The following is a 26,493-nucleotide window of genomic DNA, read 5'->3' on the forward strand; positions in this document are numbered from 1 at the left end:
GCGCGGTCTCCGGATTCGTCTGGATGAAGGTTCATGGCTGCGCGGAGAGGCAGGACGCCCCGTCAGTCGTGTCGCGCGGACGGAATTCGAACGTCCAGGTGACGCCCGCGGCGGCGAAATCCAGCTTGCCGCCGCCGTTCAGAGCGCGCGGGACGATCTGTTCGATCACGACATGGCCGAAGCCCCGGCGCCGGGGCGGCTGGACGGGCGGCCCGCCCGTCTCGCGCCATTCGAGGCGGATCGCGCCCGTCGCATCGATGTCCCAGCGGATCGACACCTGGCCCCCCGCTCCCGAAAGCGCGCCGTGCTTGGAAGCGTTGGTCGCCAGTTCGTGCAGCGCAAGGCCCAGATGCTGCACGGCGTCCGGCTTGAGGACGACGTAGGGGCCTTCCGCGTCGAACCGGCCGGTGCTGGTTTCGCCGAACGGGCGCATCTGCGAGGAGACGAGATCGCCAAACGAAGCCCCCTGCCAATTGTCCTTGACCAGCAAATCGTGGCTGTGCGCGAGCGCCCATAGGCGCTCGACGAGGCGCGTGCGGTATTGCGGCACGTCGCCGGCATATTGCGCGGTCTGGTTGGCGATCGCGATGACGACCGCCAGCAGGTTCTTGGTGCGATGGGACAGCTCGTCGATGATGAAGCGGACATGCTCTTCGCGGCGGTGCTGCTCGCTGATGTCGACATGCGTGCCGATCCAGCGATAGACGGCGCAGGACGCGTCGCGCAACGGAATGACCCGGGTCAGGAAAGGACGGCAGCGCCCGTCCCGGGCGCGCAACGGCAATTCGACCTCCAGCGCCGTTCCGTCCGCCAGCGACCGCGTCCAGCAATACCGGGCATCGGATTGCGCGTCGGGCGCGATGAACATCAGCCAGTCGCGCATGTCGTTATCGCCGGCGCCGGTGTAATCGTACCAGTGCCGGTTGAACCAGAAGATCCGGCCATCGGCCTCCGCCATCCAGACCAGTTGCGGCATCGCGTCGGCCAAGGTGTGAAACTGCCGCTCGCTGTCCTTCAGCGCCGCCTCGGCGCGCTTGCGTTCGGTGATCTCCTCGGCCGCGACATTGACGCCGACGATCTCGCCGGCCGGGCCTTCGAGCGGGTGCCAATAGGTGATCCAGGCGCGGTGTTCGTCCCGGTCGGGGCGCTGCCCGGCGACCTCGATCCCCGTCACCGGCTGTCCGGTCGCCATGATCGAGCGGACGATCGCCTCGACGGCATCGGCGAGCGCCGGCACGCATTCGCGCACCGTCCGCCCCAGATGCCCCTCGACGGAAATCCCGCATATTTCGGTAAGGCGCTGATTGATGTGCAGGTAGCGGCAGTCGGGCGACAGGAACGCGAGCCCGATCGGCGCGGTCTCGTAGATGAGCTGCAAGGCGGGCTGCTGGGCAAACGGCAAGCCCGGCAGCGAGGTTGGAAGTCCCGCCCCGGCATCGGCGTTCGGCTTCACAAATGCCGTCAACACGCGCCCCATGCGCAACGATGTCGCGCGCAGTATGGCGCAGAGTCCTGCCGCAATCTAGGGCTTCATCTTGCGAGGCATTCGCGTGTTCGTATCGTTTCGGGACGCCGCGCGGACCGACGCGGCTCCGACGGCTTATTGCGCGAGCGACTGGCGCGCGTCGCGCTCGGTCTTCAGCCGGATCGCCTCGGATAGCGGGACGAGGAGGAAACCGTGGGCGCCGGCGCGCGCCGTCCAGACCGCCAGCGCGGCGAGCGTCACGTCGTGCGGATGGCCGATGGCGATGGCGATGCCCTGCGCGCGGGCGCGGGCTTCGAGCTCCATGAGCTGGGCGCCGACCGCGCCGGCGGTCTGCTCGTCGTCGAGGAAGACGTCGCGGCCGGCGCTGGCGACGCCGAAGGCGCGCGCCACCGGGACGACCTGGGTTTGCGGCGTGGTGCGCGAGTCGAAGAAGAAGAGATGGCGCGCCGCCAATTCCTCGGCGACGGGGATGAGGCTGGCGCGGTCGGCGGTGAGGCGGCTTCCCATATGGTTGTTGATGCCGATGGCGTCCGGCACGCGGGCGAGCGCGGCGACGAGGCGGCGGCGGATCTCGTCGGGGCCAAGGCCGGTGGTGAGCGCGAGCGGGCCGGGATCGTGATCGCCCTCGGCCTGCATCGGCATGTGCAGCAGAATCTCATGGCCGGCGCGCCGCGCCTCGGCGGAGAGCCAGGGCGTCGCGTCGGCATAAGGCAGGAAGGACAGCGCCACTGCCTTCGGCAGCCGGATGGCGAGATCGGTATGCGCGAGATCGGCGCCCAGATCGTCGATCACGACGGCGATCTTCGGCGTGCCGACGAATTTTTCGTCCGGGGCGGCGACGCGCGCGAGCAGCCAGTCGGGATAATCATGCGTCTCGACCGGGAAGAGAACCTGCGGCGCGAAAGCGCTGGGCGCGACCGGCGCGGCAAGAACGAGTGCGGCGGCGGGCTCGCGCGGCGGGCTGCTCGCCTGCGCCGCGGCGATGCCCCGCGGCGCGACGATGGCGAGCAGCGCCGGGATGCCGGCAAGGGCGCGCTCGCCGCCGACGCCCAGCGCCAAAGCGAGCAGCACGAAGAACGCCACATCGGCGCCGCGCATCAGCGCGCGCGGCGGCCTCGGCCTCTTACGGCGGCGAATCGGTTTGAGCCGATACATGGCTCTGTGTAGGCCGGGGCAAGTCACTGTCAACGGCGGCGCGGCGCGTCATTCGTAGCTCACCTGGATGTTGCCGCAACTGGACTGAAGCTTGCCGTGCAGGCTCGCCAGGAAACGCTGCTGCAGGCAGAGGGCGTCGCTCGCGGCGCAGTCGTTCGGTCCCTCAAGGCCGATCAGATGCGAGACATAGTCGCGATAATGCGCGCTTGCGCTCCACGCCCGGTTCTGCAGCCGGGCGCTCATGCCGAGGAGATAGGTGTAATCCTCGACGCAGACCCTGAAATCGTCCCAGTCCGCGACGGAGACTTTTTGCTTGGTGACCGGATCGCTATAGCCTTTGCCGTCCCAGCGCGCGTCGATCACGCAGCCGTCCAGCACATTGCGGGCCTGCTGGAACTTGTCGGCCAGCGGGTTGCTGTCGGCCTTGAACGCGTAATGCGCCTGGAGCAGGCAGTCATGCATGCTCTCGAACCGCGCCTGCAGGACGCCGTCGAGATAATACCAGAAGTCGTTCAGCGCGGCCGAACTGTCGGACACGATGTCGTCCTCGTCATGGCCCTGGATCGCCAGATGGCCCTCCAGCACGACGGGCACCTCGGTGCGATAGGCCTGGATATAGGCGTCCCACAATTGATCGATGTCGGCCTCGCTGGCACCCGCGCGGAACGCGACCAGGAGAAGATTGGCGGAGGTCTCGCGCTGCAGGATCGCGTTCGCGATTCCGGTCTGGATCGACTGCAGCTCCGCCGAGCGTTCCTTCGCCGCCGCCGCCTGGTCCTCCTGCCAGCGCTGCGCCTCGCTGAGCAGCGCCGAGGCGCCGGCGCCCAGAATGCCGGTCAGCAGGAATCCCAGCAGGGCCATCCCGACGCGCGTGGAATCGAAGAAGTGGAACAGCCGGCCGAGGAAGGATTTGGGCTCCGGCTCGGGCGTCTGCGCTGGATCGATGCTCATTGCCCGTCCCCGCCGGGAATTCGAACAATAAATAGCAAATAATCACGCCATATGAAAGAAAATGAGAAACTCTATTCTATCGAATACTTTAAGTCGCCGGCGCGGCGTCAGCGGGCGCGCAACTCGACCTGCACCTCCGCCGACAGGCCGGGGCGCAGGCGGGCGAGGTCCGGCTGGCCGGGCGTCAGGCGGATGCGCACGGGGACTCGCTGGACAATGCGCGTGAAATTGCCGGTCGCGGGCTCGAAGGGCAGCAGCGAGAACTCCGAGCCGGAGCCGGGCGCGAAGCTTTCGACCTCGCCGTCGAGCGTTCCGCCGCCAAGCGCGTCGATGGTGATATGCGCCTTCTGGCCGGCCAGCATGCGCGCGGTCTGCGTTTCCTTGAAATTCGCCACGACGTAGAGCGTGTCCATCGGCACGATGGTGAGAAGCTGCGTGCCGGGCTGGACGTATTCGCCGATCTGCACCTGGCGGTCGCCGACCATGCCGTCGACCGGGCTGCGGATGACGGTGTGGGCGAGATTCTGCCGCGCCAGAACGAGCGCCGCCTGGGCGCGGGCGAGCGCGGCGACAAGCTGGCCGCGCGTCTTGTCGACGACGGTGAGCTGCGCCTGGCTGGCCGCGAGACCGGCGCGGCTCTTGTCGGCATCGGCGGCGGCGCTGAGCGCGGTGGCGCGCGCCTGCTCCGTCTGCTGGCGCGAGATGTCGCCCTCCGCCATCAGCGTCTCGAAACGGCGCCGGTCCGCGGCGGCGCGGACATTCTCGGCATCGGCGGCGCGGATCGCAGCCTCGGCCGCCGCCGCATTGGCCGAAGCGAGATTGCGCTGCGCGCTGAACTGGTCGAGCCCGGCCTGCGCGGTCTGCACATCGGCCTCGGCCGCCGACAGTGCCTGGCGGTAGTCGTCGTCGTCGAGCCGCACCAGCGGCTGGCCGGCCCGGACCTTCTGGTTATCGCGCACCAGGATCGCCGCGACGAGGCCATGGACCTTCGGCGCGATGAGCGTGGAATCCGCCTTGAGATAGGCGTCGTCGGTGGTGACGCTGGAGGCCGGCAGCGCAATCCACCACGCGCCCGCCAGCGCCAGCACGATCGCGGCGCCGGCGACGATCAAAGCGCGGCGCGGAATGGCGCGCAGGCGCGTCTTCGGTGCCACGACGGTTTCCTCGAAGGCGGCGGTGCTCATCTGTCGAACACCAGGCAGGTGGTGGTGGCGCTGGCGCAGAGCCGGCCGTCCTTGTCGAGCAGGCGGCCTTCGGCGAAGGCGGCGCGGCGGCCCAGCGAGATCACCTTGCCCTCGGCGCGGACCGGGCCGGAGACCTCGCTCAGCGCGCGATGATAGGCGACCTTGAGTTCGAGCGTGGTGTAGCCCTGCCCCGCCTTGAGGCGCGTATGCACGGCGCATCCCATCGCGGAGTCCAGCAGCGTGGCGGCATAGCCGCCATGCACCGTGCCGATCGGATTGTAGACCTTCTTCGAGGGATGGCCTTCGAAAACCACGCGCCCCTCTTCCACTTCGACCGGCTTGAAGTCGAGGGTGTGCGCGATGCCGCGATAGTCGGACGTGCCATTCATCAGCGAACGGATGACATCGAGGCCGCTGGGCTGGGCGAGGTCGCTCATGATTTGGGTTCCGCGAGAGCAAGATCGGTGAGGCCGAGCCGCGCCTTGATGCCGGCACGGGTGGAGGCGAGCATCTCGTCGGCCAGCGCGCGGTCGGAGATCGTGCGCGACAGCGCCACCGCGCCGGCCATGGCCGAGAGGATGGAGGGCGCGAGCTTCTCGGCATCGGCGACGTCCGCCGCTTCCATGCGCTTGGCGAGCATGTCGACCAGCGATTTCACGCCGGCCTCGAAGGCCGTGCGCAACCGCTTGGACTGGCGCGGCATGTCGGAATTGAGCGCGGTGATCGGGCAGCCATTGGCCGGATCGTCGCGGTGCCGTTCGCCGGCATAGAAGTCGATATAGGTCGCCAGCGCATGCTTGGGCGGCAGGCCCTCCAGCAGGCGCTCGAAGCGGCGGCGCGACCGGGCGAAGACGTCAGCCAGGGTTTCGTAGAGCAGCGCGTCCCTCGACTTGAAATGCGCGTAGAAGCCGCCATGGGTCAGCCCGGCCGCCTTCATCACGCCCACGACCGAGAGCCGGTCGGGGCCCTTCTCGCGAAGCTGCGCCGCCGCCGCCTTCAGCAGCGCCTTGTGGGTGTCTTCCTTGTGGGTTTCGGCGTAGCGCATCTTGCTTTCCCTCGTGCCTGATTTATATGATACGCGTAATATAATCCGTCAAGGGGTCCGATTTGAGCGCCGCCGGCCTGTTCGACCGATCCACCCCCGTCGCGGAATACAGCCACGGGCGCAAGCTTTTGATCTTCGGGATCATGGCGTTCGGCCAGTTCATGGCCCTGCTCGACATCCAGATCGTCGCCGCCTCGCTGAATTCGATCCAGGACGGGCTGTCGGCCGGGCCGGACGAGATCGCCTGGGTGCAGACCGCCTATCTGATGGCGGAGATCATCATGATCCCGCTGGCCGCCTATCTCAGCCAAGCCTTGTCGACGCGCTGGCTGTTCACCGCCTCGGCGGTGCTGTTCACGCTGGCGAGCCTGCTCTGCGGCATGGCATGGAGCATCCAGTCGATGACGATCTTCCGCGCGCTTCAGGGCTTCGTCGGCGGCGCCATGGTGCCGACCGTGTTCGCCACCGGCTTCACGATGTTCACCGGCAAGCAGCGCGCGATGATCCCGGCAATCCTGGGCGTGGTCTCGACGCTGGCACCGACGCTGGGCCCGACGGTGGGCGGCTGGATCACCGATGTCGCGAGCTGGCACTGGCTGTTCTTCGTCAATGTCGTTCCGGGCGCCTTCATCGCCATCGCACTGCCGCTGCTCGGCAAGGTGGACGAGCCGAACCTTGCCATGCTCAAGCGGATCGACTGGCTGCATGTGATCTCGCTCGCGGTGTTCCTGGGCTGCCTGCAATATGTGCTGGAGGAAGGGCCGCGCCATCAATGGTTCGAGGACCGGGATATCGTGACGGTGGCCTGGATATCCTTCGTCGGCGCGCTGGTGTTCTTCGAGCGCAGCTTCTATTCGGCGCTGCCGGTGTTGAAGCTGACGCCGTTCCGCCGGCCGACCTTCGCCATCGCCTGCATGCTCAGCGTCATCATCGGCATGGGGCTTTACGGCGCGACCTATCTGACGCCGATCTTCCTCGGCCGAGTGCGCGGCTTTTCGAGCCTGGAGATCGGGACCACGGTGTTCATCACCGGCGTCTTCATGTCGCTCGGCGCGCCCCTGGCGGCGCGGCTGACGACGGTGCTGGACCAGCGCATCGTGATCGCGTTCGGCTTCTCGCTGTTCGCGCTGGCGTGCTGGCTGTTCTCCGGCATCGGGCCGCAATGGGGCTTCTGGGAGATGTTCTGGCCGCAGGCGATCCGCGGTTTCGCGATCCTGCTGTGCATCGTGCCCTCGGTCGGCATGGCGCTGAACGGCGTGCCGCAGGAGGAACTGCGCTACGCCTCGGGCCTGTTCAACCTGATGCGCAATCTGGGCGGCGCGATCGGCATCGCGATCGCTTCCACGCTGCTGCAGGACTATGGCCGCATCCATGGCGAGCGGCTGGGCGAGGCGATGAACCACGCCAATACCAGCATGCTGGGGCCGATGGTCGGACGGCTGGCGGGCCGCGGCGCCGACGCGGCGCATGCGCATTTGGTCCTCTCCGGGGAGATCACCCAATATGTGACGGGCCAGGCGCTGACGCAGGCGTTCCAGGACGTGTTCTACCTGCTGGCGGTTGCCTTCGTGCTGGGGCTGGCGATCGTGCCGTTCGCCAAAGTACCGAAGCTGACCAACGACGCGGCGCCGGTGGAGGCGCATTGAGTTACGCGCCCGCGGTTCAGGCAAGATGATTCACGCGGAGTCGCGGAGCACGCGGAGTGGACCGTGGCCTCCGCGTGATCCGCGACTCCGCGTGAAATATTCATGGCGCTACGCGCCGGAAAATTGCTAGCGCACCGAAACGACTTCCAATTCCAGCGGCGGCTTGCGGTTTTCGACTTCGACGATCTCTCCGGCGCGGGCGCCCATCAGGGCCTGGGCGATCGGCGAGACATAGGAGATGCGGCCCTGGGCCGGATCGGCTTCGTCCTCGCCGACGATATGAAACGTTTCCGGCGGGCCGCCATGGCGGCGGATCACGATCTCCGAGCCGAACCCGACTTCGCCGTCATCGGCCGTGTGATCGACAAGCTGGGCGCTGGCGCGCCGCGCCGTCCAGTAGCGCAGATCACGCAAGAGGCGCGCCTTGTCGTCGGCGCCGGGGCCGGCGCCGAGCGCCTCGTTGAGCTCGAACAATTTCTGCTCCATCAGGCGCAGGCCGCGCGGCGTCACCAGATTGGCGCCGCTATCGAGGCGCAGCTCGGGCGGTCCGTCGGCGGGGGCGTCGTCGCGTTCGCGAACAAAGGCGCGGCTCATGATGCTTTCCTCTGGCGGAAAACAGGAAACCGGCGGCGCGCCATATTGTTCCTCTACTCCAACGCGTTGAGCAAAAGTTCCAAGGCGCGCCGGGAGAAGGCGCGCATGTTGACAGCGCGATCGCTTTCGCCCGTCTCGACGGTGATCGCCCGCGACACGGGACCGGCCAGCGCGATGCAGGTGTGGCCGGCGGCGTCGCCATAGGGATTGCCGGTCGGGCCAGCGGCGCCGGTCTCCGACAATCCCCAGGTCGCGCCGAAGCGCTCGCGCGCGGTGCGCGCCAGGAGTTGCGCATAGGGTTCGCTCGCCGAGCGCATGCCGGCGACGGCTTCGCGCGGCAGGTCCATCAGCAGGACGCGGGACTTCGCCGTGTAGACGACGGCACCGCCGAGGAAATAGGCCGAGGCGCCAGAAACCGCGAGCAGCGCGGCACAGATCAATCCGCCGCTCGAGGACTCCGCGACGGCGACCGTTTCCTTGCGCGCCTTGAGGCGCTCGGCGATGCGGCCGGCGAGGGGCAAGAGTTCCTGCATCTAGGCGAAGACCACGCCGGCCAGCGCGGCGAGCAAGAGGGGCACGGCAAGCGCGAGGCCGATCTCGAACACGACGCGGTCGGGATCGATGTTCGCCCAGGCGCGCGGGCGGGCGCGGGGCGCGACGGCCTTGTCGCCGGCGGCGTACCACTCCCAGCGCTCCGCCGAAGACACATTCGAGGATTTTTCCATCGCCGCGAAGGTTCCGCCGTTAACGAAGGAAATATAGGCCGGCGCCGGCTGCCTCTCCACCGGAATCGAAAACTGCGGCAATGTCGCAAGCATTTGTTCCGTCTTGGCACGGGGCCGCGATCCGGTCACGATCGGCCGCGTCAAAGGGCGCCGCTTCGAAGAATTTTGTGGGACCGCTTCGCGCATGAGTCGATACGACAGCCGAGACCGGCTCGCGCCGCGGCGGCGCCCGCTGCGCGCGGAGACCGTGGTCGTCCGCCAGCCGCCGCCTTTCCTTCCGCATATCTCGCTCGAGAACACGCTGGCCGCGGTCGGCATCCGTCCGAACCGGGCCAGGGGCGCCACGCATTCGCACGGGCTGCTGTGGCGCTGGTTCGCCTTCGAGTCGTCGGCGCTGGCGATCGGGAACACGATCGCGAGCGCGCTGCTGCTGATCGTCGCGATGACGATGACGGCGCCGGGGATGCGGCTGGCCGTGGCGCTCGGCATCGGGCCGCTGGTCTATGACGCGCTGAACGACGGCCTGCCCTATCTGGCGATCGGGTTGTTCGTCGCGGCGCTCTTGAAGGCGGCGCATGCGCGGCTCGACACCAAGGCCCATGTCGCGACGCGGGTCCTGGGATATGCGCTGGCGTTCGCGCTGGCGGTGGCGGGTCTGTGGATCGAGACCATGCTCGGCTATGCCAGCGTGGTGCCGTGGGTGTTCACGCCGGTGCTGGCGCTGGCAGGCGGCGCGACGGCGGCGCGCGTGGCGACGGTCAATGCGTATCTCGTGTCCTATTTCGAGCCGGCGCTGATCGGCGGGACGGGACTGCTTCTGCTCGCCAAGCATTTCAAGAGCGGCACGGCGCGGCGCGCGCCGCTTCATCGCAAGCGCGTGGCGCTGGGCGGCATCGCGCTGGCCGGCGCCGTGATCGCCATCGCGGCGCATGCGGGATGGCGGCACCATACCGGCGCCGACACGCGCGACGGCTTCGGCTTCGCGATCGGCGGCGAGACGCTGTCGGGCGAGGACCGGGTCTATGGCGCGCTGTTCGCGCCGGGCGTGGCCTGCCATGTGTCGAGCCTCTATGGCTGGCGCGACGATCCCTTGGCGCCGGGACGCAGCGAAAAGCACCAGGGCGTCGACGTCGCGGTGCGCGAGGGCACGCCGGTGCATGCGATGACCGATGGCCGCGTGATGTTCGCGGAGTTCGACGGCGGGCTGGGAAATTTCGTGGCGCTGAAGCCGGCGGGCAGCGACGCGCCGACGGTGATCAACGGGCATATGTCGCGGCTGGCGGTGCGGGCGGGCGACGACGTGCATCGCGGCGACGTGATCGGCTATGCCGGCAGCACGGGGCGCTCGACCGGGCCGCATGTGCATGTCCAGCTTTGCCCCAGCGGCCACATGGTGCGCGGCGGCTTCGTCTGCGGCGGCGCGACCAATCCGTACGAGAACTGGCCGACGCTGGCGGCGCTGGCGCGGATGTCCTGCGTCGACGGGCCGGAGATCTACTGAACCGGTTTGGCGCGGCCCTCCCAGGCATCGACCACGACGCAGGCCACCGCGTTGCCGACGATGTTGGTGCCGCTGCGGCCCATGTCGAGCAGGTGATCGACCGCGAGCACGAGCAGGAGGCCGGCCTCGGGGATGTGGAAGTAAGGCAGCGCCGCCAGGATGACGACCAGCGAGGCGCGCGGCACGCCTGCCATGCCTTTCGAGGTGATCATCATGATCAGGAGCAGCGTCACCTGCTGGCCCAGCGTGAGGTCGATGCCATAGGCCTGGGCGATGAACAGCGTCGCGAAGGTGCAATACATCGTCGAGCCGTCGAGGTTGAAGGAATAGCCGAGCGGCAGCACGAAGCTGACGATGCGGCGCGGCAGGCCGATGCGCTGAAGCTGTTCCAGGAGGCGCGGATAGGCGGCTTCCGAACTCGCGGTCGAAAAGGCCAGCAGCACCGGATCGCGAACCGCATGGAACAGGGCCGCGGTGCCGCCGCGGCGGATCACGGCGGCGACGGCGAACAGGACCGCCCAGAGCAGAAGCAGCGCCAGATAGAAGCTGCCGACGAAGCGCGCATAGGTGAGGAGCACGCCGGCGCCCTGGGTCGCGACCGTCGAGGCCAGCGCGGCGAACACCACGAGCGGCGCCACTTTCATCACATAGCTGGTGATTTTCAGCATCACGGCGGCAACCTGTTCGGCCAGCGCCAGGATTGCCGGGGCGCGGTCCTGGGTCGCGGCCATCGCGGTGCCGAGGAAGCAGGCGAACACGACGATCTGCAGGATCTCGTTGTTCGCCATCGCCTCCACGATGGAGCGCGGGATCAGATGGGTGAGGAAATCGGTCAGGGAGAGCGACGCGGCGGTGGCGGGCGCCGCGCCGGCCGCGGGCGGCAGCGACAGGCCCACGCCGGGCTGGAACAGATGGACCATGATCAGGCCGAGGACGAGCGAGACCAGCGAGGCCAGCACGAACCAGGCGATGGCGCGGGCGCCGACCCGGCTGATCGCGGCGGCATCCTCCATATGCGCGATGCCGACGATGAGGGTGGAGAGCACCAGCGGCGCGATGATCATCCGGATCAGGCGCAGGAAGGCGAAGGTGACGAGGCCGAAGCCGTCGGTGAGCTGGGCGATCTGGCCGGCATCGAGCCAGGCATGGCCGGCGAGGCCGACCGCGATGCCGAGCACCATGGCGGTCAGAAGCAGAAGCGCGAAAGTACGGCTCAAAGAAATCCCCTGCCCGGTTGGCGGCGGAGTGGACGGAATTCAGGCGGCGAGCGCAAGGGGTGGATTTCCATAGGGCGCGCGACGTTCCCAATCCAACCCACCTGTCATCCGCCGCGAATGCGGCGGACCCAGGTGACACCGAGCGGTGCGAGCGTCACCTGGGTGCCCCGCATTCGCGGGGCATGACAGTTTTTCTTTGAAATCTCTAATCGTCGCGATGCAGCAGTTCGAGGGCCTGTTCGGCGAGGCGCGGCGTGCCGTTGATCGCCGGGCGGTCGGATGGCGCGACGCCGCTCAGCACCCGGCGGTAAACGCCCTGGCTGATCGAGGCGAGCCGGAAGACGCCGAAGGCGAGATAGAAATTCCAGTCCGGAATGGAGGCCCGGCCGGTGCGGCGGCAATAGGCGTCGCGATACTCGGCTTCGGTCGGGATTCCGCTCGAAGCGAAATCGACGCCGATCAGGGTGCCCCAGCTTTCCGACTCCGAATGCCAGAGAAAGCAGTTGTAGCCAATATCCGCCAGCGGATGGCCGATGGTGCAGAGCTCCCAATCGAGCACCGCGATCAGGCGCGGCTCGGTCGGGTGGAACATGGTGTTCTCCAGCCGGTAATCGCCATGGGCGATGGAGACCGACTGGTCGGGCGGGATGAGGTTCGGCAGTTCCTCGATGAGCTTTTCCATCGCCGGAATGTTTTCAGTTTCGGCGCCGCGATATTGCTTGATCCAGCGCGCCACCTGGCGCTCGAAATAGCCGCCGGGGCGGCCGAAATCGCCGAGGCCGACGGCCTCATAATCGACCTTGTGCAGCTTCGCCAACGTGGCGTTGAGTTCGTCGTAGACGGCGGCGCGTTCGGCGCGGGTGAGACCGGGAAGCTTGGCGTCGCGGAAGACGCGGCCTTCGAGGAAGTCCATCACATAGAAGCCGGTGCCGATGACATTATCGTCCGTACACAGATGGCGCATGCGCGGGACGGGCACGCCGGTGCCGTCGAGCGCCTTCATCACACGGTATTCACGGTCGACCTGGTGGGCGCTGGCGAGGAGTTGGCCCGGCGGTTTCTTGCGCAGGACATAATGCAGCGGGCCGGCGGGACCTTGCGTGGTCAGCTTGAAGGTCGGGTTGGAGGCGCCGCCCTTGATCTGCTGCACCGCCATGTCGCGGCCGAAGCCTTCGACATGGCGTTCGAGATGGGCCTTCAGCGCCGCCTCGTCGAAGCGCAGCGCGGGCGCGACCGCGCCGAGAAGCGCGTCGCTCATGACTTGGAGAGCTTGTTCAGCGTCTCGAACAGCGTGCCGGCGGCCATGCCGTCGCGGGTGCCTTCGGGATCGAGCGTCGCGGCCTTGTCGAGCTCGAATATCTCCGGCGGCACGTACCAGTGCAGCTTGTCGGAGTGATAGGCCTCCCACACGACCTTGGCGACTTCGATCGGCGGGATGGCGCGGAACATGCCTTCCTTCGGCGCGTTGGCGGCGAGGCCCGGCGGGAGGATCGGCGTGTCGATCAGGCCGGGCAGCACGTCGGCGGCGCGCACGCCGATCATCTTGAACTCGACGGCGAGCGCTTCGGTGAGGCCCTTCACGGCGTGCTTGGTCGCGGAATAGACCGCGATGCCGGGCATGCCGTAGGTCGCGGACGACGAGGAGGTCGTGAAGCAGAGCGAGCCGGGCGTCGCCTTGAGGTATTTGATGCCTTCGTGGATGCCGATCAAGACGGAGACGAAATTGGTGTTCACCACCGCCATCACGTCCTCGAAGGACTGGTCGGCGAAGAAGCCGCCGCGGCCGATGCCGGCATTGTTGTAGAGGATGTCGAGCTTGCCGTCGGTCTGCGCGGTGAAATCGGCGAGCGCGGCGGCGAATTTCTCGCGCTGGGTGACGTCGAGCAGGCCGGTCTTGCAATTGTCCGAGCCGATCTCCTGTTCCAGCGTTTTCAGACCGTTTTCGTTGACGTCGTAGCCGCCGACGAACCAGCCTTTCGACGCGAACAGCTTGGCGGTCTCGCGCCCCATGCCGGAGGCGGCGCCGGTGATGAAGATGGATTTGCGGCCGTTCGCGTGTGACATGAGATGGCTCCGGGTTGCGGCGGCACGTTAGACGCGGAGGGAGCCGCGTCAACGGTGACGCAAGGATAACCTCTCCCGCGGAGCGGGAGAGGTCGGCGAGCGCAGCGAGCCGGGTGAGGGCCCGCCGCGCGGCGAACCCCTCACCCGAAATTCGCTCCGCTTCGCTTCGCGAATTTCGACCTCTCCCGCAAGCGGGAGAGGTTAGCCGAGCGCCTGTTCCAGATCCGCGATCAAATCGTCGGCGTCTTCGATGCCGACCGACAGGCGCACCAACTCGTCGGAAATGCCGAGCCGCGCGCGCTGGTCTTCGGGGATCGAAGCGTGGGTCATGATCGCGGGATGCTCGATCAGGCTTTCGACGCCGCCGAGGCTCTCGGCCAGGGTGAAGAGTTGCGTGCGTTCGAGGACGCGCTTGGTGGCGGAAAGGCCGCCCTTGACGAAGAACGACACGATGCCGCCGAAGCCGTGCATCTGCGCCGTCGCAAGCGCGTGCTGCGGATGGCTTTCGAGGCCGGGATAGATCACGCGTCCAACCTTGGGATGGCGCTCCAGCCAGGCGGCGATCCTGAGCGCGTTGGCGCAGTGGCGCTCCATGCGCAAAGCGAGCGTCTTGAGGCCACGCAGCGCGAGGAAACTGTCGAACGGGCCGGCGATGCTGCCGATGGCGTTGTGCAGGAAGCGCAGGCGGGCGGTGAGCTCGGCGTCCTTGGTCACGGCGCAGCCGCCGACGATGTCGGAATGGCCGTTGAGGTATTTCGTCGTGGAATGGATCACGATGTCGAAGCCGTGCTCCAGCGGGCGCTGGACATAGGGACTGGCGAAGGTGTTGTCGGCGACGGCGAGCAGATAGTGCTTCTTCGCCAGCGCCGCGATGGCCGACAGATCGGCGAGGCGGAGCAGCGGATTGGTCGGGGTCTCGACCCAGATCATCCGCGTGTTGGGCTTGACCGCGGCCTCGATGGCGGCGAGGTCCGACAGATCGACGAAGGAAAATTCCAGGCCGGCGGAGCGCTTGCGCACCTTGTCGAACAGGCGGAACGAGCCGCCATAGAGATCGTCGCTGGCGATGACATGCGATCCGGTGTCGAGCAGCTCCAGCACCGTGGAGATGGCGGCGAGGCCGGAGGCGAAGGCATAGCCGTCGCTGCCGCTTTCGAGGTCGGCGATGCAGCGCTCGAACGCCATGCGGGTCGGGTTCTGGCTGCGCGAATATTCGTAGCCCTTGTGGACGCCGGGGCTTTCCTGCGCGTAGGTCGAGGTGGCGTAGATCGGCACCATCACCGCGCCGGTCGAGGGGTCGTGATGCTGCCCCGCATGGATCGTCCGTGTCGAGAACGCCAGGCGATTCTTCTGTTCGTTCATTTTGCCTTCACTCAGGCGCGCAGCCGGATGTGGTTGATGAGATCGATGCGGGTGATCAGGCCGACGAACTTAGCACCGTCGCAGACCAGCGCCACCTCGTCATGGGCAAAGATGGGTTCGAGAGCGGAGATCGGCGCCTTGACCTGCAAGGTCTTCGGCGCCGCGGTCATCGCGTCCTTCACCGCGCCGGCGAAGCGCGCCTTGCGCAGGTCTTCGGGGCCTTCGACGGCGGCGAGGATATCGCTTTCGTCGACGATGCCGACAAGGCTGCCGTCGATGAGGACGGGAAGCTGGGAGACGTCGGCGGCGCGCATCCGGTTATAGGCGGTCAGCAGCGTGTCGTCCGGCCCGACCGTGACGGTGGCGCCGCTGTCGAAGCGGCGCGAGATGAGATCGGAGAGGTCGCCCTTCAGCGGCTGGGTGGAAAGGCCCTGCTCGATCACCCAATAGTCGTTGTAGACCTTGGAGAGGTATTTGTTGCCGCTGTCGCAGACCAGCGTGACGACGCGCTTGGGCTCGGTCTGCTCGCGGCAATAGCGCAGCGCCGCGGCCAGCAGCGTGCCGGAGGACGAGCCGGCGAGGATGCCTTCCTTTTCCAGGAGCGCGCGCGCCGCTTCGATGCTTTCCTTGTCGGGGATCGAATAGGCGGTCTTGACGAATTTCAGCACGGCGTTGGGCGGCACGAAGTCCTCGCCGATGCCTTCGATGGTCCAGGAGCCGGCCTCGACCGTCTTGCCCGTCTTGATCAGCGGCGCGAGGATGGAGCCGAGCGGATCGGCCAGCACCATCCGCGTCTTCGGCGAGACGCGGGCGAAGAACCGGCCGAGCCCGGTCAGCGTGCCGCCGGAGCCGACGCCGACGACGACGGCGTCGATGTCGCGGTCCATCTGCTCCCAGATCTCAGGGCCGGTCGTGGTCTCGTGCGCCAGCGGGTTGGCGGGGTTGGCGAACTGGTTGATGAAATGGGCCTGGTGCTCGGCGGCGATGCGCTCGGCCATGTCCTGGTAGTATTCGGGATGGCCCTTGCCGACGTCGGAGCGCGTCATGCGGACATCGGCGCCGAGCGCGCGCAGGTGCAGGATTTTCTCGCGCGCCATCTTGTCGGGGACGACGAGGATGATCTTGTAGCCCTTGGCGGTGGCGACCTGGGCGAGGCCGAGGCCGGTATTGCCGGCGGTGGCCTCGACGATGGTGCCGCCGGGCTTCAGCGCGCCGCTTTTCTCCGCCGCCTCGATCATCGAAAGGCCGATGCGGTCCTTGATCGAGCCGCCGGGGTTCTGGCTCTCCAGCTTGGCGAACAGGCGGCAGGGGCCGGTGTCGAAATGCGTGAGCTCGATCATCGGCGTGTTGCCGATCAGGTCGAGAGCGGAGCGGACGGGACGCGGTGCGGGCATGAATCGGGAGCCGAAGGGATGCGCCGGGAGGATAACGCGAAAGCGGGCGATCCGAGGCGAAATCGGCAAAAGACAGAAACGGGCGGCGGGCATGGCATCAAGCGAATTAAGCTGTCGCGAAGCAGGCGAAAACGGCAGTTTCGCAATGCGCGTCATCCCCGGCCTTCGCGGAGGGAGTCTTGAACCGGAAGTCCACACTCCCAAGTGTCATCCGCCGCGAATGCGGCGGACCCAGGTGAAATCCTGCACCGACGACGCCAGCATCAACTGGGTGCCCCGCATTCGCGGGGCATGACACGCCAATTTGATGCGAAATCCTACGCCGGATCGCTCACACAAACCGCGGGATCGGTCCGCGCTGCGGCGTGGCATTGTCGGAGAGGTCGAACATCACTTCGTCGACATAGCACCAGCCCCAGCGCTCGGGCGGGTCGTAACCTTCGACGATCGGATGCTTGGTCTTATGGAAGTGCTTGGTCGCATGCCGGTTCGGCGAGGAATCGCAGCAGCCGACATGGCCGCAGGTGCGGCAGAGCCGCAGATGCACCCAAAGCGAGCCGGTCTTGAGGCATTCCTCGCAACCCAGCGCGCTCGGCGTCACCTTGCGGATCGTACCGAGATGCGAGCAGCCATCGGCCATCAGACCTTCTCCGTCGCGACCGGGCCGCCATCGGCCAGATAGGCGTGGATGGCGGAGACCACCTGGGCGCCCTCGCCCACCGCCGCGGCGACGCGCTTGATTGAGCCGGCGCGGGCATCGCCGATGGCGAAGATGCCCGGATTGCTCGTCTCGAACGGCCGGTCGCCCCGCGTATGCACGAAGCCCTTGGCGTCGAGGTCGACGCCGCAACCGCTCAGCCAATCGGTGTTCGGGTCGGCGCCGATGAAGAGGAAGACGTGACCGATCGACTTTTCGGTGACAGCACCGGTCTTGCGGTCCGTCCACTCGACGCTCTGCAGGATGGTCTTGTCGCCCTTGAGCGCGGTGACTTCGGTCTTCGTCAAAAGCTCGATATTGGGTTGGGCGGCGATGCGGTCGATCAGATAGCGCGACATGGTCGCTTCCAGGCCCGGCCCGCGTATCAGCATATAGACCTTCCTCACGCGGCTCGCGAGATAGACGGCGCCCTGCCCGGCCGAATTGCCGCCGCCGATCAGCACGACTTCCTGGCCGGCGCACAGCCGCGCCTCCAGCGGCGAGGCCCAGTAATGGACGTGGCTGCCCTCGTAATCGGCGAGATTGCCGACGGCGAGGCGCTTGTAGCGCGCGCCGCTGGCGATGATGATCGCGCGGGCGCGGACCTGCTCCTTGTTCGCCAGTTCGAGATGGAAGATGCCGCCGCGCCGGCCGACGCTGGCGACCTCGTCGGGGATCGCCATCTCGGCGCCGAATTTCTGCGCCTGGTTGAAGGCACGGGCCATCAGCGCCAGCCCGCTGATGCCGGTGGGAAAGCCGAGATAGTTCTCGATCCGCGTCGAGGCGCCGGCCTGGCCGCCGAAGGCGCGGCAGTCGAGCAGGATGACGCACAGCCCTTCCGACGCGGCATAGACCGCGGCGCTGAGGCCGGCGGGGCCGGAGCCGACGATCGCCACGTCGTAGAGCTTTTCCGGATCTAGCGTGCCGATCAGGCCGAGGCAGCGCGCCAACTCGTCTTCCGACGGATTGCGCAGCAACTGGCCGTTCGGGCACAGCACGATCGGCAATTCGCCCGTCTCGACCTGGAAGCGGTCGAGCATGGCCTGCGCCTCGGTGTCGGCGCCCGGGCAGAGGATGGTGTAGGGATGGCCGTTGCGGGCGAGGAACGCGGCCAGGCGGATCACGTCGACATTGCCTTCGCGGCCGACGATCACCGGGCCGCCGGCACCGCTCTCCAAGAGGCCGACGCGGCGCAGGATGAGCGCGCGCATGATGCGCTCGCCGAGTTCCGCCTCCTCCACCAGAAGGTCGCGCAGGCGTTGTGGGCGGACGACGATGGAGTCGACCGGCGTAAGCGCCACGGCATCGACGAGGGAAGGCTTGCCGGAAAGCTGCGCCAGCTCGCCCATGAAGCTGCCGCGGCCATGGGTGACGATGAGCTGCTCGCGGCCGAGCGCATCGCGCTGCTTGACCGCGACCTCGCCTTTCAGGATCAGGTGGAAGCCGGGCGGGACTTCGCCGGTCCGCGCCAGCAGTTCGTCCTTCGGATAGGAACGCTCCTCGCCGAAGCGGCTCAGCCGGTGCAGTTCCTGCGGCGTGAGGACCGGGAACATCTGGTCGTGGCGGGTGTCGATGACGGCCATGGGCGCTCCGCTTCAGGAGGCGCATCTGAAGCCGCCGCGCCGGCCAGCGCAAGATGGACTTTCGCGGGACCGGATCGCGTCTTCGCGGAACCTAGCCGCCCCGCAGCATCTTGATGATGCCGGAAAAATCGACGCTTGCATTGCCCTGCGCCGCGAACAGGGCATAGAGCTGCGCGGCCTCGGCGCCGAGCGGCGTGGCGGCGCCCGCGCCGGTGGCGGCCGCCTGGGCGAGCTTCAGATCCTTCAGCATCAGCGCGGTGGCGAAGCCGCCGGTGTAGTCGCGGTTGGAGGGCGCGGTCGGCACCGGACCGGGCACCGGGCAATAGGTCGTGAGCGACCAGCTCTGGCCCGACGCCGCCGACATGATGTCGTAGAGCTTCTGGTGCTCAAGGCCGAGCTTTTCTCCCAGCGCGAAAGCTTCGCAAGTCCCGATCATCGAGATCGCGAGCAGCATGTTGTTGCAGATCTTGGCCGCTTGCCCCGCGCCGGCGCCGCCGGCATGGACGATGCGCTTGCCCATCTTCTCCAGGATCGGCCTGGCGCGTTCGAACGCCCGGTCGGAGCCGCCGCACATGAAGGCGAGCGTGCCGGCTTCCGCGCCGCTGACGCCGCCGGAGACCGGCGCGTCGAGGAAATCGAAGCCCGCCTTCTCGGCGGCGGCGTGAACCGCACGGGCGGAATCGATGTCGATGGTCGAGCAGTCGATCAGGAGCGCGTCCTGCTTCGCGGCGGTGAGGATGCTTTCGCTTTCGAGATAGACCGAACGCACATGCTGGCCGGCCGGCAGCATGGTGATCACGACATCGGCGTCCTTCACGGCTTCGAGCGCGGTCGGCGCGGCGACGGCGCCGGCATCGGTCACGGGCTTGAGCGCGGCGGCGCTGAGGTCGAAGGCGCGGACCTTGTCCTGCGCCTTCAGCAGATTGCGCGCCATCGGCCCGCCCATATTGCCGACGCCGATGAATGCGATGGTGGTCATAGCGGCAATTCCTTGTCTCCCAGCGGCGCGAAATAGGCATCGATATCGACGTCGCTCACCTCGGCCAACGTCGCCGGCTGCCAGTTCGGCGCGCCGTCCTTGTCGATGATCGTGGCGCGGACGCCTTCGTAGAAGTCGTGGCCGGCCATGACGCGATTGACCATGCGGAATTCCATCCGCATGCCGTCGCCGAAGGACGCCAGGTCGCGGCCGTCGCGGATCTGCCGGAAGGCGAGCTTGGTCGCGGTCGGCGATTTGGCGCGGATGATCCGCGCCGTGTCGTCGGCCCAATCGGTATGATCGGCATCGAGCGCGGCCAGGATGTCCTCGACCGAGTTCAAACCGAACATCGCATCGATCTTGGCGCGATGGGCAATCAGATAGGCGTCGGGCACGCTGTCGGTCACGTCGCGCAACGCCATGTCGATCTCGCGCCCGCCGGCGAGGCTTGAGAGGAGCGCGTCGCGCCTTGCGGCCGGCACGAAGTGCGTCGCGACGCCGGCATAGAGCGCATCGGCCGTCTTCAGCCGCGCGCCGGTCAATCCCAGATACATGCCGAGCTCGCCGGGCAGACGCGGCAGGAACCAGCTTCCGCCGACATCGGGAAACAGACCGATGCCCGTCTCGGGCATGGCGAACTGCATCGTCTCGTCGGCGACGCGGTGGCTGCCGTGTACCGACACGCCGGCGCCGCCGCCCATCACAAAGCCGCGCAGCAGCGCGACATAAGGCTTGGGAAAATGCTTGATGGAGGTGTTAAGGAGGTATTCGTCGCGGTAGAACTCCAATGCATAAGGCGTTCCCGCCTTGCCGCTGTCGTAGAGCGAGCGGATGTCGCCGCCGGCGCAGAACGCGCGTTCGCCTTCGCCCTGGATGACGACGGTCCGCACCGCGTCGTCGGCCGCCCAATCCTTCAGCCGCGCCAGCATCGCAACCGCCATGCCGTGCGTCAGCGCGTTCAACGCTTTCGGCCGGTTGAGCGTGATGAGGCCGACGGCGCCGCGGGACTCGAAAAGGATTTCTGGTTCGTCACTCATCGCGATGACAGTGGTGCCATCACTTCATCGTCGGAATGACGAAGCTGGCGTTTTCGCGGACGCCGCCCTTGGGCCAGCGGGCCGTCACCGTCTTCACGCGCGTATAAAACCGCACGCCTTCCGGGCCGTGCTGGTTCACGTCGCCGAACGCCGAGCGCTTCCAGCCGCCGAAGGTGTGATAGGCCAGCGGCACCGGGATCGGCACGTTGATGCCGACCATGCCGACCTTCACCTTGCTGGCGAATTCGCGCGCCGCGTCGCCGTCGCGGGTGAAGATCGCGACGCCATTGCCGTATTGGTGGTTCGACGGCAGCGACAACGCCTCGTCGAAATCCTTGGCGCGGGCGATCTGCAGCACGGGTCCGAAAATCTCGTCCTGATAGGTCTTCATCTCCTGCGTGACCTGATCGAACAGCGAACCACCGAGATAGTAGCCGTTTTCATAGCCCTGGAGCTTGAAGTTGCGGCCGTCGACCAGAAGCTTCGCGCCCTCCGCGACGCCCTGGTCGATATAGGCCTTCACCTTCTCGCGATGCGCGGCGGTGACGAGCGGGCCGTAGTCCGCGTCGGGATCGGTCGGGATGCCGACGCGCAGGCTTTCGACGCGCGGCTTCAGCTTGGCGACCAGCGCCTCGGCCGTCTTCTCGCCCACCGGCACCGCGACGCTGATCGCCATGCAGCGCTCGCCGGCCGAGCCGTAGCCGGCGCCGATCAGCTCGTTGGTCACCTGATCGAGATCGGCGTCGGGCATGATGATGGCGTGGTTCTTGGCGCCGCCCATCGCCTGCACGCGCTTGCCGTGCGCCGTGCCCTGCGAATAGACGTAATGCGCGATGGCCGAGGAGCCGACGAAGCTCACCGCCTGGATGTCCGGGTCTTCGAGGATGGCGTCGACCGCTTCCTTGTCGCCGTTGACGACCTGGAGCACGCCGGCCGGCGCCCCCGCCTCCATCATCAGCTCGGCGAGGCGCATCGGCACGCCCGGGTCCTTCTCGCTTGGCTTAACGATGAAGGTGTTGCCGCAGGCGATGGCGACGCCGAACATCCACATCGGGATCATCGCCGGGAAGTTGAACGGCGTGATGCCGGCGACGACGCCGAGCGGCTGGCGCATGGAATAGATGTCGATCGACGGGCCCGCGCCCTCGGTGTATTCGCCCTTCATCAGGTGCGGGATGCCGCAGGCGAATTCGATGACTTCGAGGCCGCGCTGGATGTCGCCCCTGGAATCGGCGACGACCTTGCCGTGCTCGGACGACAGCAGGCGCGCCAGCTCGTCCATGTTCTTCTCGACCAGCGCCTTGAAATTGAACATCACGCGGGCGCGGCGCTGGGGATTGACGGCCGACCATTCGCGGAACGCCTTGGACGCGACCTCCACGGCGCGGCGCATCTCGGCGCGCGACGCGAGGGCGACCTTGGCCTGCACCTCGCCGATCGAAGGATCGTAGATCTCGCCGAAGCGGCCCGACGTGCCCGCGACGGTCTTGCCGTCGATGAAATGGCCGTATTGTTTCATGGCATCGAACTCCCGTTCGGCGGTGCTCTACCATGGCGGACGGCAAATCGCACGTGCCGATCAGGCGATCGCTTTCCCGGCCTCGGAAATGAGCTCGAACGACCGCAGCCTTTTGGCATGGTCGTAGACGTCCGACACGATCATCAGCTCGTCCGCCCCCGTTTCCGCGACGAGCGCCTGCAGGCCGGCGCGGACGGTATCGCGCGACCCGACGATCGAGCGGGCGAGCATCTGCCGGGCCTGCGCCTTCTCGGTCGGCGACCAGTAGGTTTCGATGTCGTCGATCGGCGGCTGGCTCAGCCCGCGCGCGCCGCGGAAAATATTCGCGAAGGACATCTGCTGCGTGGTCGCGAGCCGGCGCGCCTCGGCATCCGTTTCGGCCGCGATGATGTTGACGCCCACCATCGCGTAAGGACGCGCGAGCTGTTCGGACGGCTTGAAGCGGCTGCGGTAAATCTGCAGTGCCGGAAGGAGCAGGTCGGGCGCGAAATGCGAGGCGAAAGCATAAGGCAGGCCCAGCTCGGCGGCGAGCATGGCGCCGAAGGTGCTCGATCCCAATATCCACAGAGGCACGTTGGTGCCGGCCGCCGGCACGGCCTGGATGCGCTGATTGGGACCGGCCGGGGCGAGGAACGCCTGGAGCTCCAGAACGTCCTGCGGAAAATTCTCCGCCGCTTCGGGCGTGCGACGCAGGGCGCGCAGCGTAAGCTGGTCCGTGCCCGGCGCGCGGCCCAGCCCGAGATCGATGCGATCGGGGAAAAGCCGCGCCAGGGTGCCGAACTGTTCGGCGATGACGTAGGGCGCGTGATTGGGCAGCATGATGCCGCCCGCACCCACGCGGATGGTCTTCGAGCCGGCCGCGATATGGGCGACGACGATGGACGTGGCCGCGCTGGCGATGCCGGGCATATTGTGATGCTCGGCCACCCAGATGCGCCGATAGCCCCAGTTCTCGGCATGGGCGGCAAGATCGCGCGCATTGTCGAGCGCTCCGCGCGCGTCAGTCTCTTCCGTGACGCGAACGAGTTCGAGAATGGAAAGCATGCCCTATACATCGGCTGCGGCTGCCCCGATTTCAAGACGCAGGCTCGGCCGATCGCAGTTTGCCGCGGCGTTTCGGCGATCCGGATTGAAGGCAGCCGGTTACTGGCGCTTTCTTTCCCTTCGCGATTCCGCGAAAATCACGTCCGGCCGCCGATCCCGGGGCCATCGGAAAAATCCGGGCGTGGCGGCACGCTCGGCAGGTCCGAGATATAATATAAATAAATCAAGCAGATAGGTCGCGCATGCTTCTCCTGATCGATAACTATGACAGCTTCACCTACAACCTGTTCCACTATCTGGGGCAGCTGGGGGCGGAGGTGGTCGTCAAGCGGAACGACGAACTCACCGCCGCGCAGGCGCTGGCGCTGAAGCCCGACGCCATCGTGCTGTCGCCCGGGCCGTGCACGCCGAACGAGGCGGGCATCTGCCTGGAACTCATCAAGCTGGCGAACGGACGCTATCCGATCCTAGGCGTGTGCCTGGGGCATCAGGCGATCGGCCAGGTCTATGGCGGGACCATCGTGCGGGCGCCGCAGCCGATGCACGGCAAGCTGTCGACCATCCATCACACCGGCAAAAGCGTGTTCCGCGGCCTCAACAACGATTTCCAGGCGACGCGCTATCACTCGCTCACCATCGCGCCGGAAAGCCTGCCGGCGAGCCTCGAAGTCACCGCCACCAGCGAGGACGGCGTGATCCAGGGCGTGATGCACAAGACCCATCCGGTGCACGGCGTGCAGTTCCATCCCGAAAGCATCGCCTCGGAGAACGGTCACGCGCTGCTGAACAATTTCCTCAAGCTCGCGAAAGAGACCGTGCCGGCATGAGCGGGTTTCCCGCCCTGCTCAAACGCGTGGCCGCCGGCGAGCGGCTCGATGCCGACGAGGCCGCGAAGGCGTTCGGCGCCATCATGGCCGGCGAGGTCAGCGAAACGCGGATCGCTGCGCTGGTCACCGCCCTGGCGGTGCGCCGACCAACGGTCGACGAAATCGTCGGCGCGGTGCGCGCGATGCGGGCCAAGATGACGACCATCGAAGCCAATCCCTACGCCATCGATCTATGCGGCACGGGCGGCGACGGGGTCGGAACGCTCAACATCTCCACCGCTTGCGCCTTCGTCGTGGCGGCCTGCGGCGTACCGGTCGCCAAGCACGGCAATCGCAGCATGTCGTCCAAGAGCGGCACGGCGGACTGCCTGGAGGCGTTGGGCGTGAACATCGCGCTGTCGCCGGCGGCGGCGTCGCGCTGCCTGCGCGAGGCGGGATTGTGCTTCCTGTTCGCCCAGGCCTATCACCCTGCGATGAAATACGCCGCGCCGGTGCGCAGGGAGCTCGGCTTCCGCACGATCTTCAACCTGATCGGGCCGCTGTCCAATCCGGCGCGGGTGCGCCGCCAGCTGGTCGGGGTCTACGACAAGGACTGGTGCGTGCCGCTCGCCGAAGTGCTCGGCAGGCTCGGCGCCGAACGGGCCTGGGTGGTCAATGGCGACGGACTGGACGAACTGGCGATTTCGGGGCCGAGCCATGTCGCGATCCTGGAGGACGGCAAGGTGTCGACGCGCGAGATCGGGCCGGAGGACGCCGGATTGAGCTGGGCGCCGCTCAAGGCCATCGCGGGCGGGACGGCGGAGGAGAACGCGGCGGCGCTCCAGCGGCTGTTCGACGGCGAGACGGGCGCCTATCGCGACATCGTGCTGATCAACGCGGCGGCGGCGCTGATCGTGGCGGACAAGGCCAAGGATCTGCGCGAGGGCGCGAGGCTCGCGGCGCAGGCGCTGGACAGCGGCGCGGCGCGCGCCAAGCTGGAGAAGATAATCGCGGTATCGAACGCATGACCGTCCTGGACGACATCGCCGCCTATAAGCGCGAGGAAGTCGCGGCCGCGAAGGCGCGCCTGTCCATGGCCGAGATCGAAACCGCGGCGCGCGCGGCACCGCCGGTACGCGGCTTCCGCGCGGCGCTGGAGCGGGCGCGGGCGGAGGGGCGTTATGGCCTGATCGCCGAAGTGAAGAAGGCGAGCCCGTCGAAGGGACTGATCCGCGCCGACTTCGATCCCCCTGCCCTGGCGCGGGCCTATGAGCTTGGCGGCGCGGCGTGCCTCTCGGTCTTGACCGATACGCCGTCCTTCCAGGGTGCGCCGGAATTCCTGATGCAGGCGCGCGCCGCGACGCATCTACCGGTGCTGCGCAAGGATTTCATGCTCGATTCCTACCAGGTCGCGGAGGCGCGGGCCTGGGGCGCGGACTGCATCCTGGTCATCCTGGCGATGGTGGGCGACCTGACGGCGAAGACGCTGCTGATGGATGCGGAACATTGGGGCATGGATGCGCTGGTGGAAGTTCATGACGAGCCCGAACTTGACCGCGCCTTGGCGCTGGGCGCCAAGCTGATCGGCATCAACAATCGCGACCTTCGGACCTTCGTCACCGATCTCGGCGTCACGCTGCGCCTTCTGCCGCGCATTCCGAAGGACCGGATCGTGGTCGCCGAGAGCGGGCTCGGAACGCCGGACGATCTCAAGCAGCTGGCCGATGCCGGGGTCACGACCTATCTGATCGGCGAGAGCCTGATGCGGCAAGCCGATGTGGCGGCGGCGACAGCCGAGCTGATCGGCGCTAAACTGCCGGCATGAACAAGCTCACCCATCTGGACGAGACCGGCGCGGCGCGGATGGTCGACGTCTCGGCCAAGGAGGCGACGGCGCGCGAGGCGACCGCCGAGGCGACGATCCGGCTGTCGGCGGAGGCGTTCGAGGCCGTGGTGAGCGGCACCGCGAAGAAGGGCGACGTGCTGGCGACGGCGCGGGTCGCCGGCATCATGGCGGCCAAGAAGACCAGCGAGTTGATCCCGCTCTGCCATCCCATCGCGCTGACCAAGGCGAGCATCGATTTCGAGCCGGATGCGGCGCGGGGCGCGATCCGCGTCCTGGCGAGCGCCAAGACGACGGGATCGACCGGCGTCGAGATGGAGGCGCTGACCGCGGCCAGCATCGCGGCGCTGACGATCTACGACATGATCAAGGCGATGGACAAAGGCGCGGTCATCGAGGGCGTGAAGCTGCTCGCCAAGTCGGGCGGCAAGAGCGGCGATTTCGTCGCCGAGGCGCCCAAGCCGGCAAAACCCGCCTATCGCTCGGCGGGCATGATCGGGCGCGCCAAGCCTTCGGCCATCATGGGCGAAGTGTCGGCGCCGCGTCCCAACGCCGACAAGCAGCGCGAGACCGGCCAGCAGCGCGAATCGTTCCGCGCCTTTATGACTTCAAACCGCCTGCGCGCGACGCAATGGGCGAAGGACGCGGACGTGCCGGTGTC

Annotated in this window: 25 protein-coding genes and 1 pseudogene; 6 read left to right on the forward strand and 20 right to left on the reverse strand. The window is 67.3% G+C overall.

All coding sequences use genetic code 11. The features are described 5' to 3' along the window. Positions 1–31: 31 nt before the first annotated feature. From WDM86_19230 to WDM86_19255, 6 genes are all read right to left on the reverse strand, one after another. On the reverse strand, positions 32–1,465 hold the full coding sequence (locus WDM86_19230; protein MEI9992158.1) for a PAS domain-containing protein: 1,434 nt from the start codon (positions 1,463–1,465) through the stop codon (positions 32–34). A gap of 135 nt (positions 1,466–1,600) precedes the next feature. Further along, positions 1,601–2,584 (reverse strand): divergent polysaccharide deacetylase family protein, encoded by a 984-nt coding sequence (locus tag WDM86_19235; protein MEI9992159.1) that lies wholly within the window; start codon positions 2,582–2,584, stop codon positions 1,601–1,603. Between the two features lie 105 nt (positions 2,585–2,689). After that, on the reverse strand, positions 2,690–3,592 hold the full coding sequence (locus WDM86_19240; protein MEI9992160.1) for a hypothetical protein: 903 nt from the start codon (positions 3,590–3,592) through the stop codon (positions 2,690–2,692). A 107-nt stretch (positions 3,593–3,699) separates the two neighbouring features. After that, the gene (locus WDM86_19245) at positions 3,700–4,776 is read right to left on the reverse strand and encodes an HlyD family secretion protein (protein ID MEI9992161.1); all 1,077 of its coding nucleotides are present in this window, start codon (positions 4,774–4,776) and stop codon (positions 3,700–3,702) included. Further along, complete coding sequence (locus WDM86_19250; GenBank protein ID MEI9992162.1) at positions 4,773–5,213, reverse strand: PaaI family thioesterase; 441 nt, start codon at positions 5,211–5,213, stop codon at positions 4,773–4,775. Before WDM86_19250 ends, WDM86_19245 begins: the two co-directional genes overlap by 4 nt. Next, positions 5,210–5,821, reverse strand: coding sequence for a TetR/AcrR family transcriptional regulator (locus WDM86_19255; protein ID MEI9992163.1), 612 nt, complete (start codon positions 5,819–5,821; stop codon positions 5,210–5,212). The genes WDM86_19250 and WDM86_19255 overlap by 4 nt, the downstream gene beginning before the upstream one ends. Before the next feature lie 62 nt (positions 5,822–5,883). Here WDM86_19255 and WDM86_19260 point away from each other — a divergent pair, with 62 nt between their 5' ends. Then, positions 5,884–7,467: a DHA2 family efflux MFS transporter permease subunit gene (locus WDM86_19260; GenBank protein ID MEI9992164.1), complete on the forward strand. Its 1,584-nt coding sequence runs from the start codon at positions 5,884–5,886 to the stop codon at positions 7,465–7,467. A 126-nt stretch (positions 7,468–7,593) separates the two neighbouring features. On the opposite strand, the gene WDM86_19265 is transcribed toward WDM86_19260, so the two are convergent. The 3 genes from WDM86_19265 to WDM86_19275 are packed head-to-tail and all read right to left on the reverse strand — an operon-like array spanning position 7,594 to position 8,879. Next, positions 7,594–8,061 (reverse strand): GreA/GreB family elongation factor, encoded by a 468-nt coding sequence (locus WDM86_19265; GenBank protein MEI9992165.1) that lies wholly within the window; start codon positions 8,059–8,061, stop codon positions 7,594–7,596. Positions 8,062–8,114: 53 nt separating this feature from the next. Next, a complete protein-coding gene (locus WDM86_19270; GenBank protein ID MEI9992166.1) occupies positions 8,115–8,594 on the reverse strand; it encodes a CinA family protein in 480 nt (159 codons plus the stop codon). Further along, a complete protein-coding gene (locus WDM86_19275; protein ID MEI9992167.1) occupies positions 8,595–8,879 on the reverse strand; it encodes a hypothetical protein in 285 nt (94 codons plus the stop codon). 91 nt (positions 8,880–8,970) lie between these two features. Here WDM86_19275 and WDM86_19280 point away from each other — a divergent pair, with 91 nt between their 5' ends. Then, positions 8,971–10,287, forward strand: coding sequence for a M23 family metallopeptidase (locus tag WDM86_19280; protein MEI9992168.1), 1,317 nt, complete (start codon positions 8,971–8,973; stop codon positions 10,285–10,287). Here the strand turns inward: WDM86_19280 and WDM86_19285 are convergent. The 11 genes from WDM86_19285 to WDM86_19335 all read right to left on the reverse strand — a co-directional run bounded on the left by WDM86_19285 (position 10,281) and on the right by WDM86_19335 (position 23,183). After that, the gene (locus tag WDM86_19285; protein ID MEI9992169.1) at positions 10,281–11,504 is read right to left on the reverse strand and encodes a dicarboxylate/amino acid:cation symporter; all 1,224 of its coding nucleotides are present in this window, start codon (positions 11,502–11,504) and stop codon (positions 10,281–10,283) included. The genes WDM86_19280 and WDM86_19285 overlap by 7 nt on opposite strands. A 205-nt stretch (positions 11,505–11,709) precedes the next feature. Continuing rightward, complete coding sequence (locus tag WDM86_19290) at positions 11,710–12,762, reverse strand: phosphotransferase family protein (GenBank protein ID MEI9992170.1); 1,053 nt, start codon at positions 12,760–12,762, stop codon at positions 11,710–11,712. Next, positions 12,759–13,568 carry an SDR family oxidoreductase gene (locus WDM86_19295; protein ID MEI9992171.1) on the reverse strand — a complete coding sequence of 270 codons (810 nt, stop codon included), beginning with the start codon at positions 13,566–13,568 and terminating at the stop codon, positions 12,759–12,761. Before WDM86_19295 ends, WDM86_19290 begins: the two co-directional genes overlap by 4 nt. Positions 13,569–13,769: 201 nt before the next feature. Next, positions 13,770–14,930: a cystathionine gamma-synthase gene (locus WDM86_19300; protein MEI9992172.1), complete on the reverse strand. Its 1,161-nt coding sequence runs from the start codon at positions 14,928–14,930 to the stop codon at positions 13,770–13,772. Positions 14,931–14,941: 11 nt separating this feature from the next. Then, a complete protein-coding gene (locus WDM86_19305) occupies positions 14,942–16,324 on the reverse strand; it encodes a pyridoxal-phosphate dependent enzyme (protein ID MEI9992173.1) in 1,383 nt (460 codons plus the stop codon). Between the two features lie 331 nt (positions 16,325–16,655). After that, positions 16,656–16,964 (reverse strand): UBP-type zinc finger domain-containing protein, encoded by a 309-nt coding sequence (locus WDM86_19310; protein ID MEI9992174.1) that lies wholly within the window; start codon positions 16,962–16,964, stop codon positions 16,656–16,658. Then, a complete protein-coding gene (locus tag WDM86_19315; GenBank protein ID MEI9992175.1) occupies positions 16,964–18,604 on the reverse strand; it encodes an FAD-dependent oxidoreductase in 1,641 nt (546 codons plus the stop codon). Before WDM86_19315 ends, WDM86_19310 begins: the two co-directional genes overlap by 1 nt. Before the next feature lie 91 nt (positions 18,605–18,695). After that, on the reverse strand, positions 18,696–19,583 hold the full coding sequence (gene mmsB / locus WDM86_19320; GenBank protein ID MEI9992176.1) for a 3-hydroxyisobutyrate dehydrogenase: 888 nt from the start codon (positions 19,581–19,583) through the stop codon (positions 18,696–18,698). Next, positions 19,580–20,620 (reverse strand): enoyl-CoA hydratase/isomerase family protein, encoded by a 1,041-nt coding sequence (locus tag WDM86_19325; protein ID MEI9992177.1) that lies wholly within the window; start codon positions 20,618–20,620, stop codon positions 19,580–19,582. The genes mmsB and WDM86_19325 overlap by 4 nt, the downstream gene beginning before the upstream one ends. Positions 20,621–20,639: 19 nt before the next feature. Further along, positions 20,640–22,139, reverse strand: coding sequence for a CoA-acylating methylmalonate-semialdehyde dehydrogenase (locus WDM86_19330; GenBank protein ID MEI9992178.1), 1,500 nt, complete (start codon positions 22,137–22,139; stop codon positions 20,640–20,642). A gap of 60 nt (positions 22,140–22,199) precedes the next feature. Beyond that, positions 22,200–23,183 carry an LLM class flavin-dependent oxidoreductase gene (locus WDM86_19335; protein ID MEI9992179.1) on the reverse strand — a complete coding sequence of 328 codons (984 nt, stop codon included), beginning with the start codon at positions 23,181–23,183 and terminating at the stop codon, positions 22,200–22,202. 242 nt (positions 23,184–23,425) lie between these two features. On the opposite strand from WDM86_19335, the gene WDM86_19340 reads away from it, so the two are divergent. From WDM86_19340 to moaC, 4 genes and pseudogenes are all read left to right on the forward strand, one after another. Continuing rightward, complete coding sequence (locus WDM86_19340) at positions 23,426–24,010, forward strand: aminodeoxychorismate/anthranilate synthase component II (protein MEI9992180.1); 585 nt, start codon at positions 23,426–23,428, stop codon at positions 24,008–24,010. Then, entirely contained in the window at positions 24,007–25,017 is a 1,011-nt protein-coding gene (gene trpD, locus WDM86_19345; protein MEI9992181.1) for an anthranilate phosphoribosyltransferase, read from the forward strand. Before WDM86_19340 ends, trpD begins: the two co-directional genes overlap by 4 nt. Next, positions 25,014–25,814 carry an indole-3-glycerol phosphate synthase TrpC gene (gene trpC, locus WDM86_19350; GenBank protein ID MEI9992182.1) on the forward strand — a complete coding sequence of 267 codons (801 nt, stop codon included), beginning with the start codon at positions 25,014–25,016 and terminating at the stop codon, positions 25,812–25,814. Before trpD ends, trpC begins: the two co-directional genes overlap by 4 nt. Continuing rightward, a pseudogene (moaC, locus tag WDM86_19355) lies at positions 25,811–26,287 on the forward strand (cyclic pyranopterin monophosphate synthase MoaC). The gene trpC and the pseudogene moaC overlap by 4 nt, the downstream one beginning before the upstream one ends. The last annotated feature ends 206 nt before the right edge of the window (positions 26,288–26,493 follow it).

It is taken from the genome of Rhizomicrobium sp., from assembly GCA_037200045.1.
Classification (GTDB): domain Bacteria; phylum Pseudomonadota; class Alphaproteobacteria; order Micropepsales; family Micropepsaceae; genus Rhizomicrobium.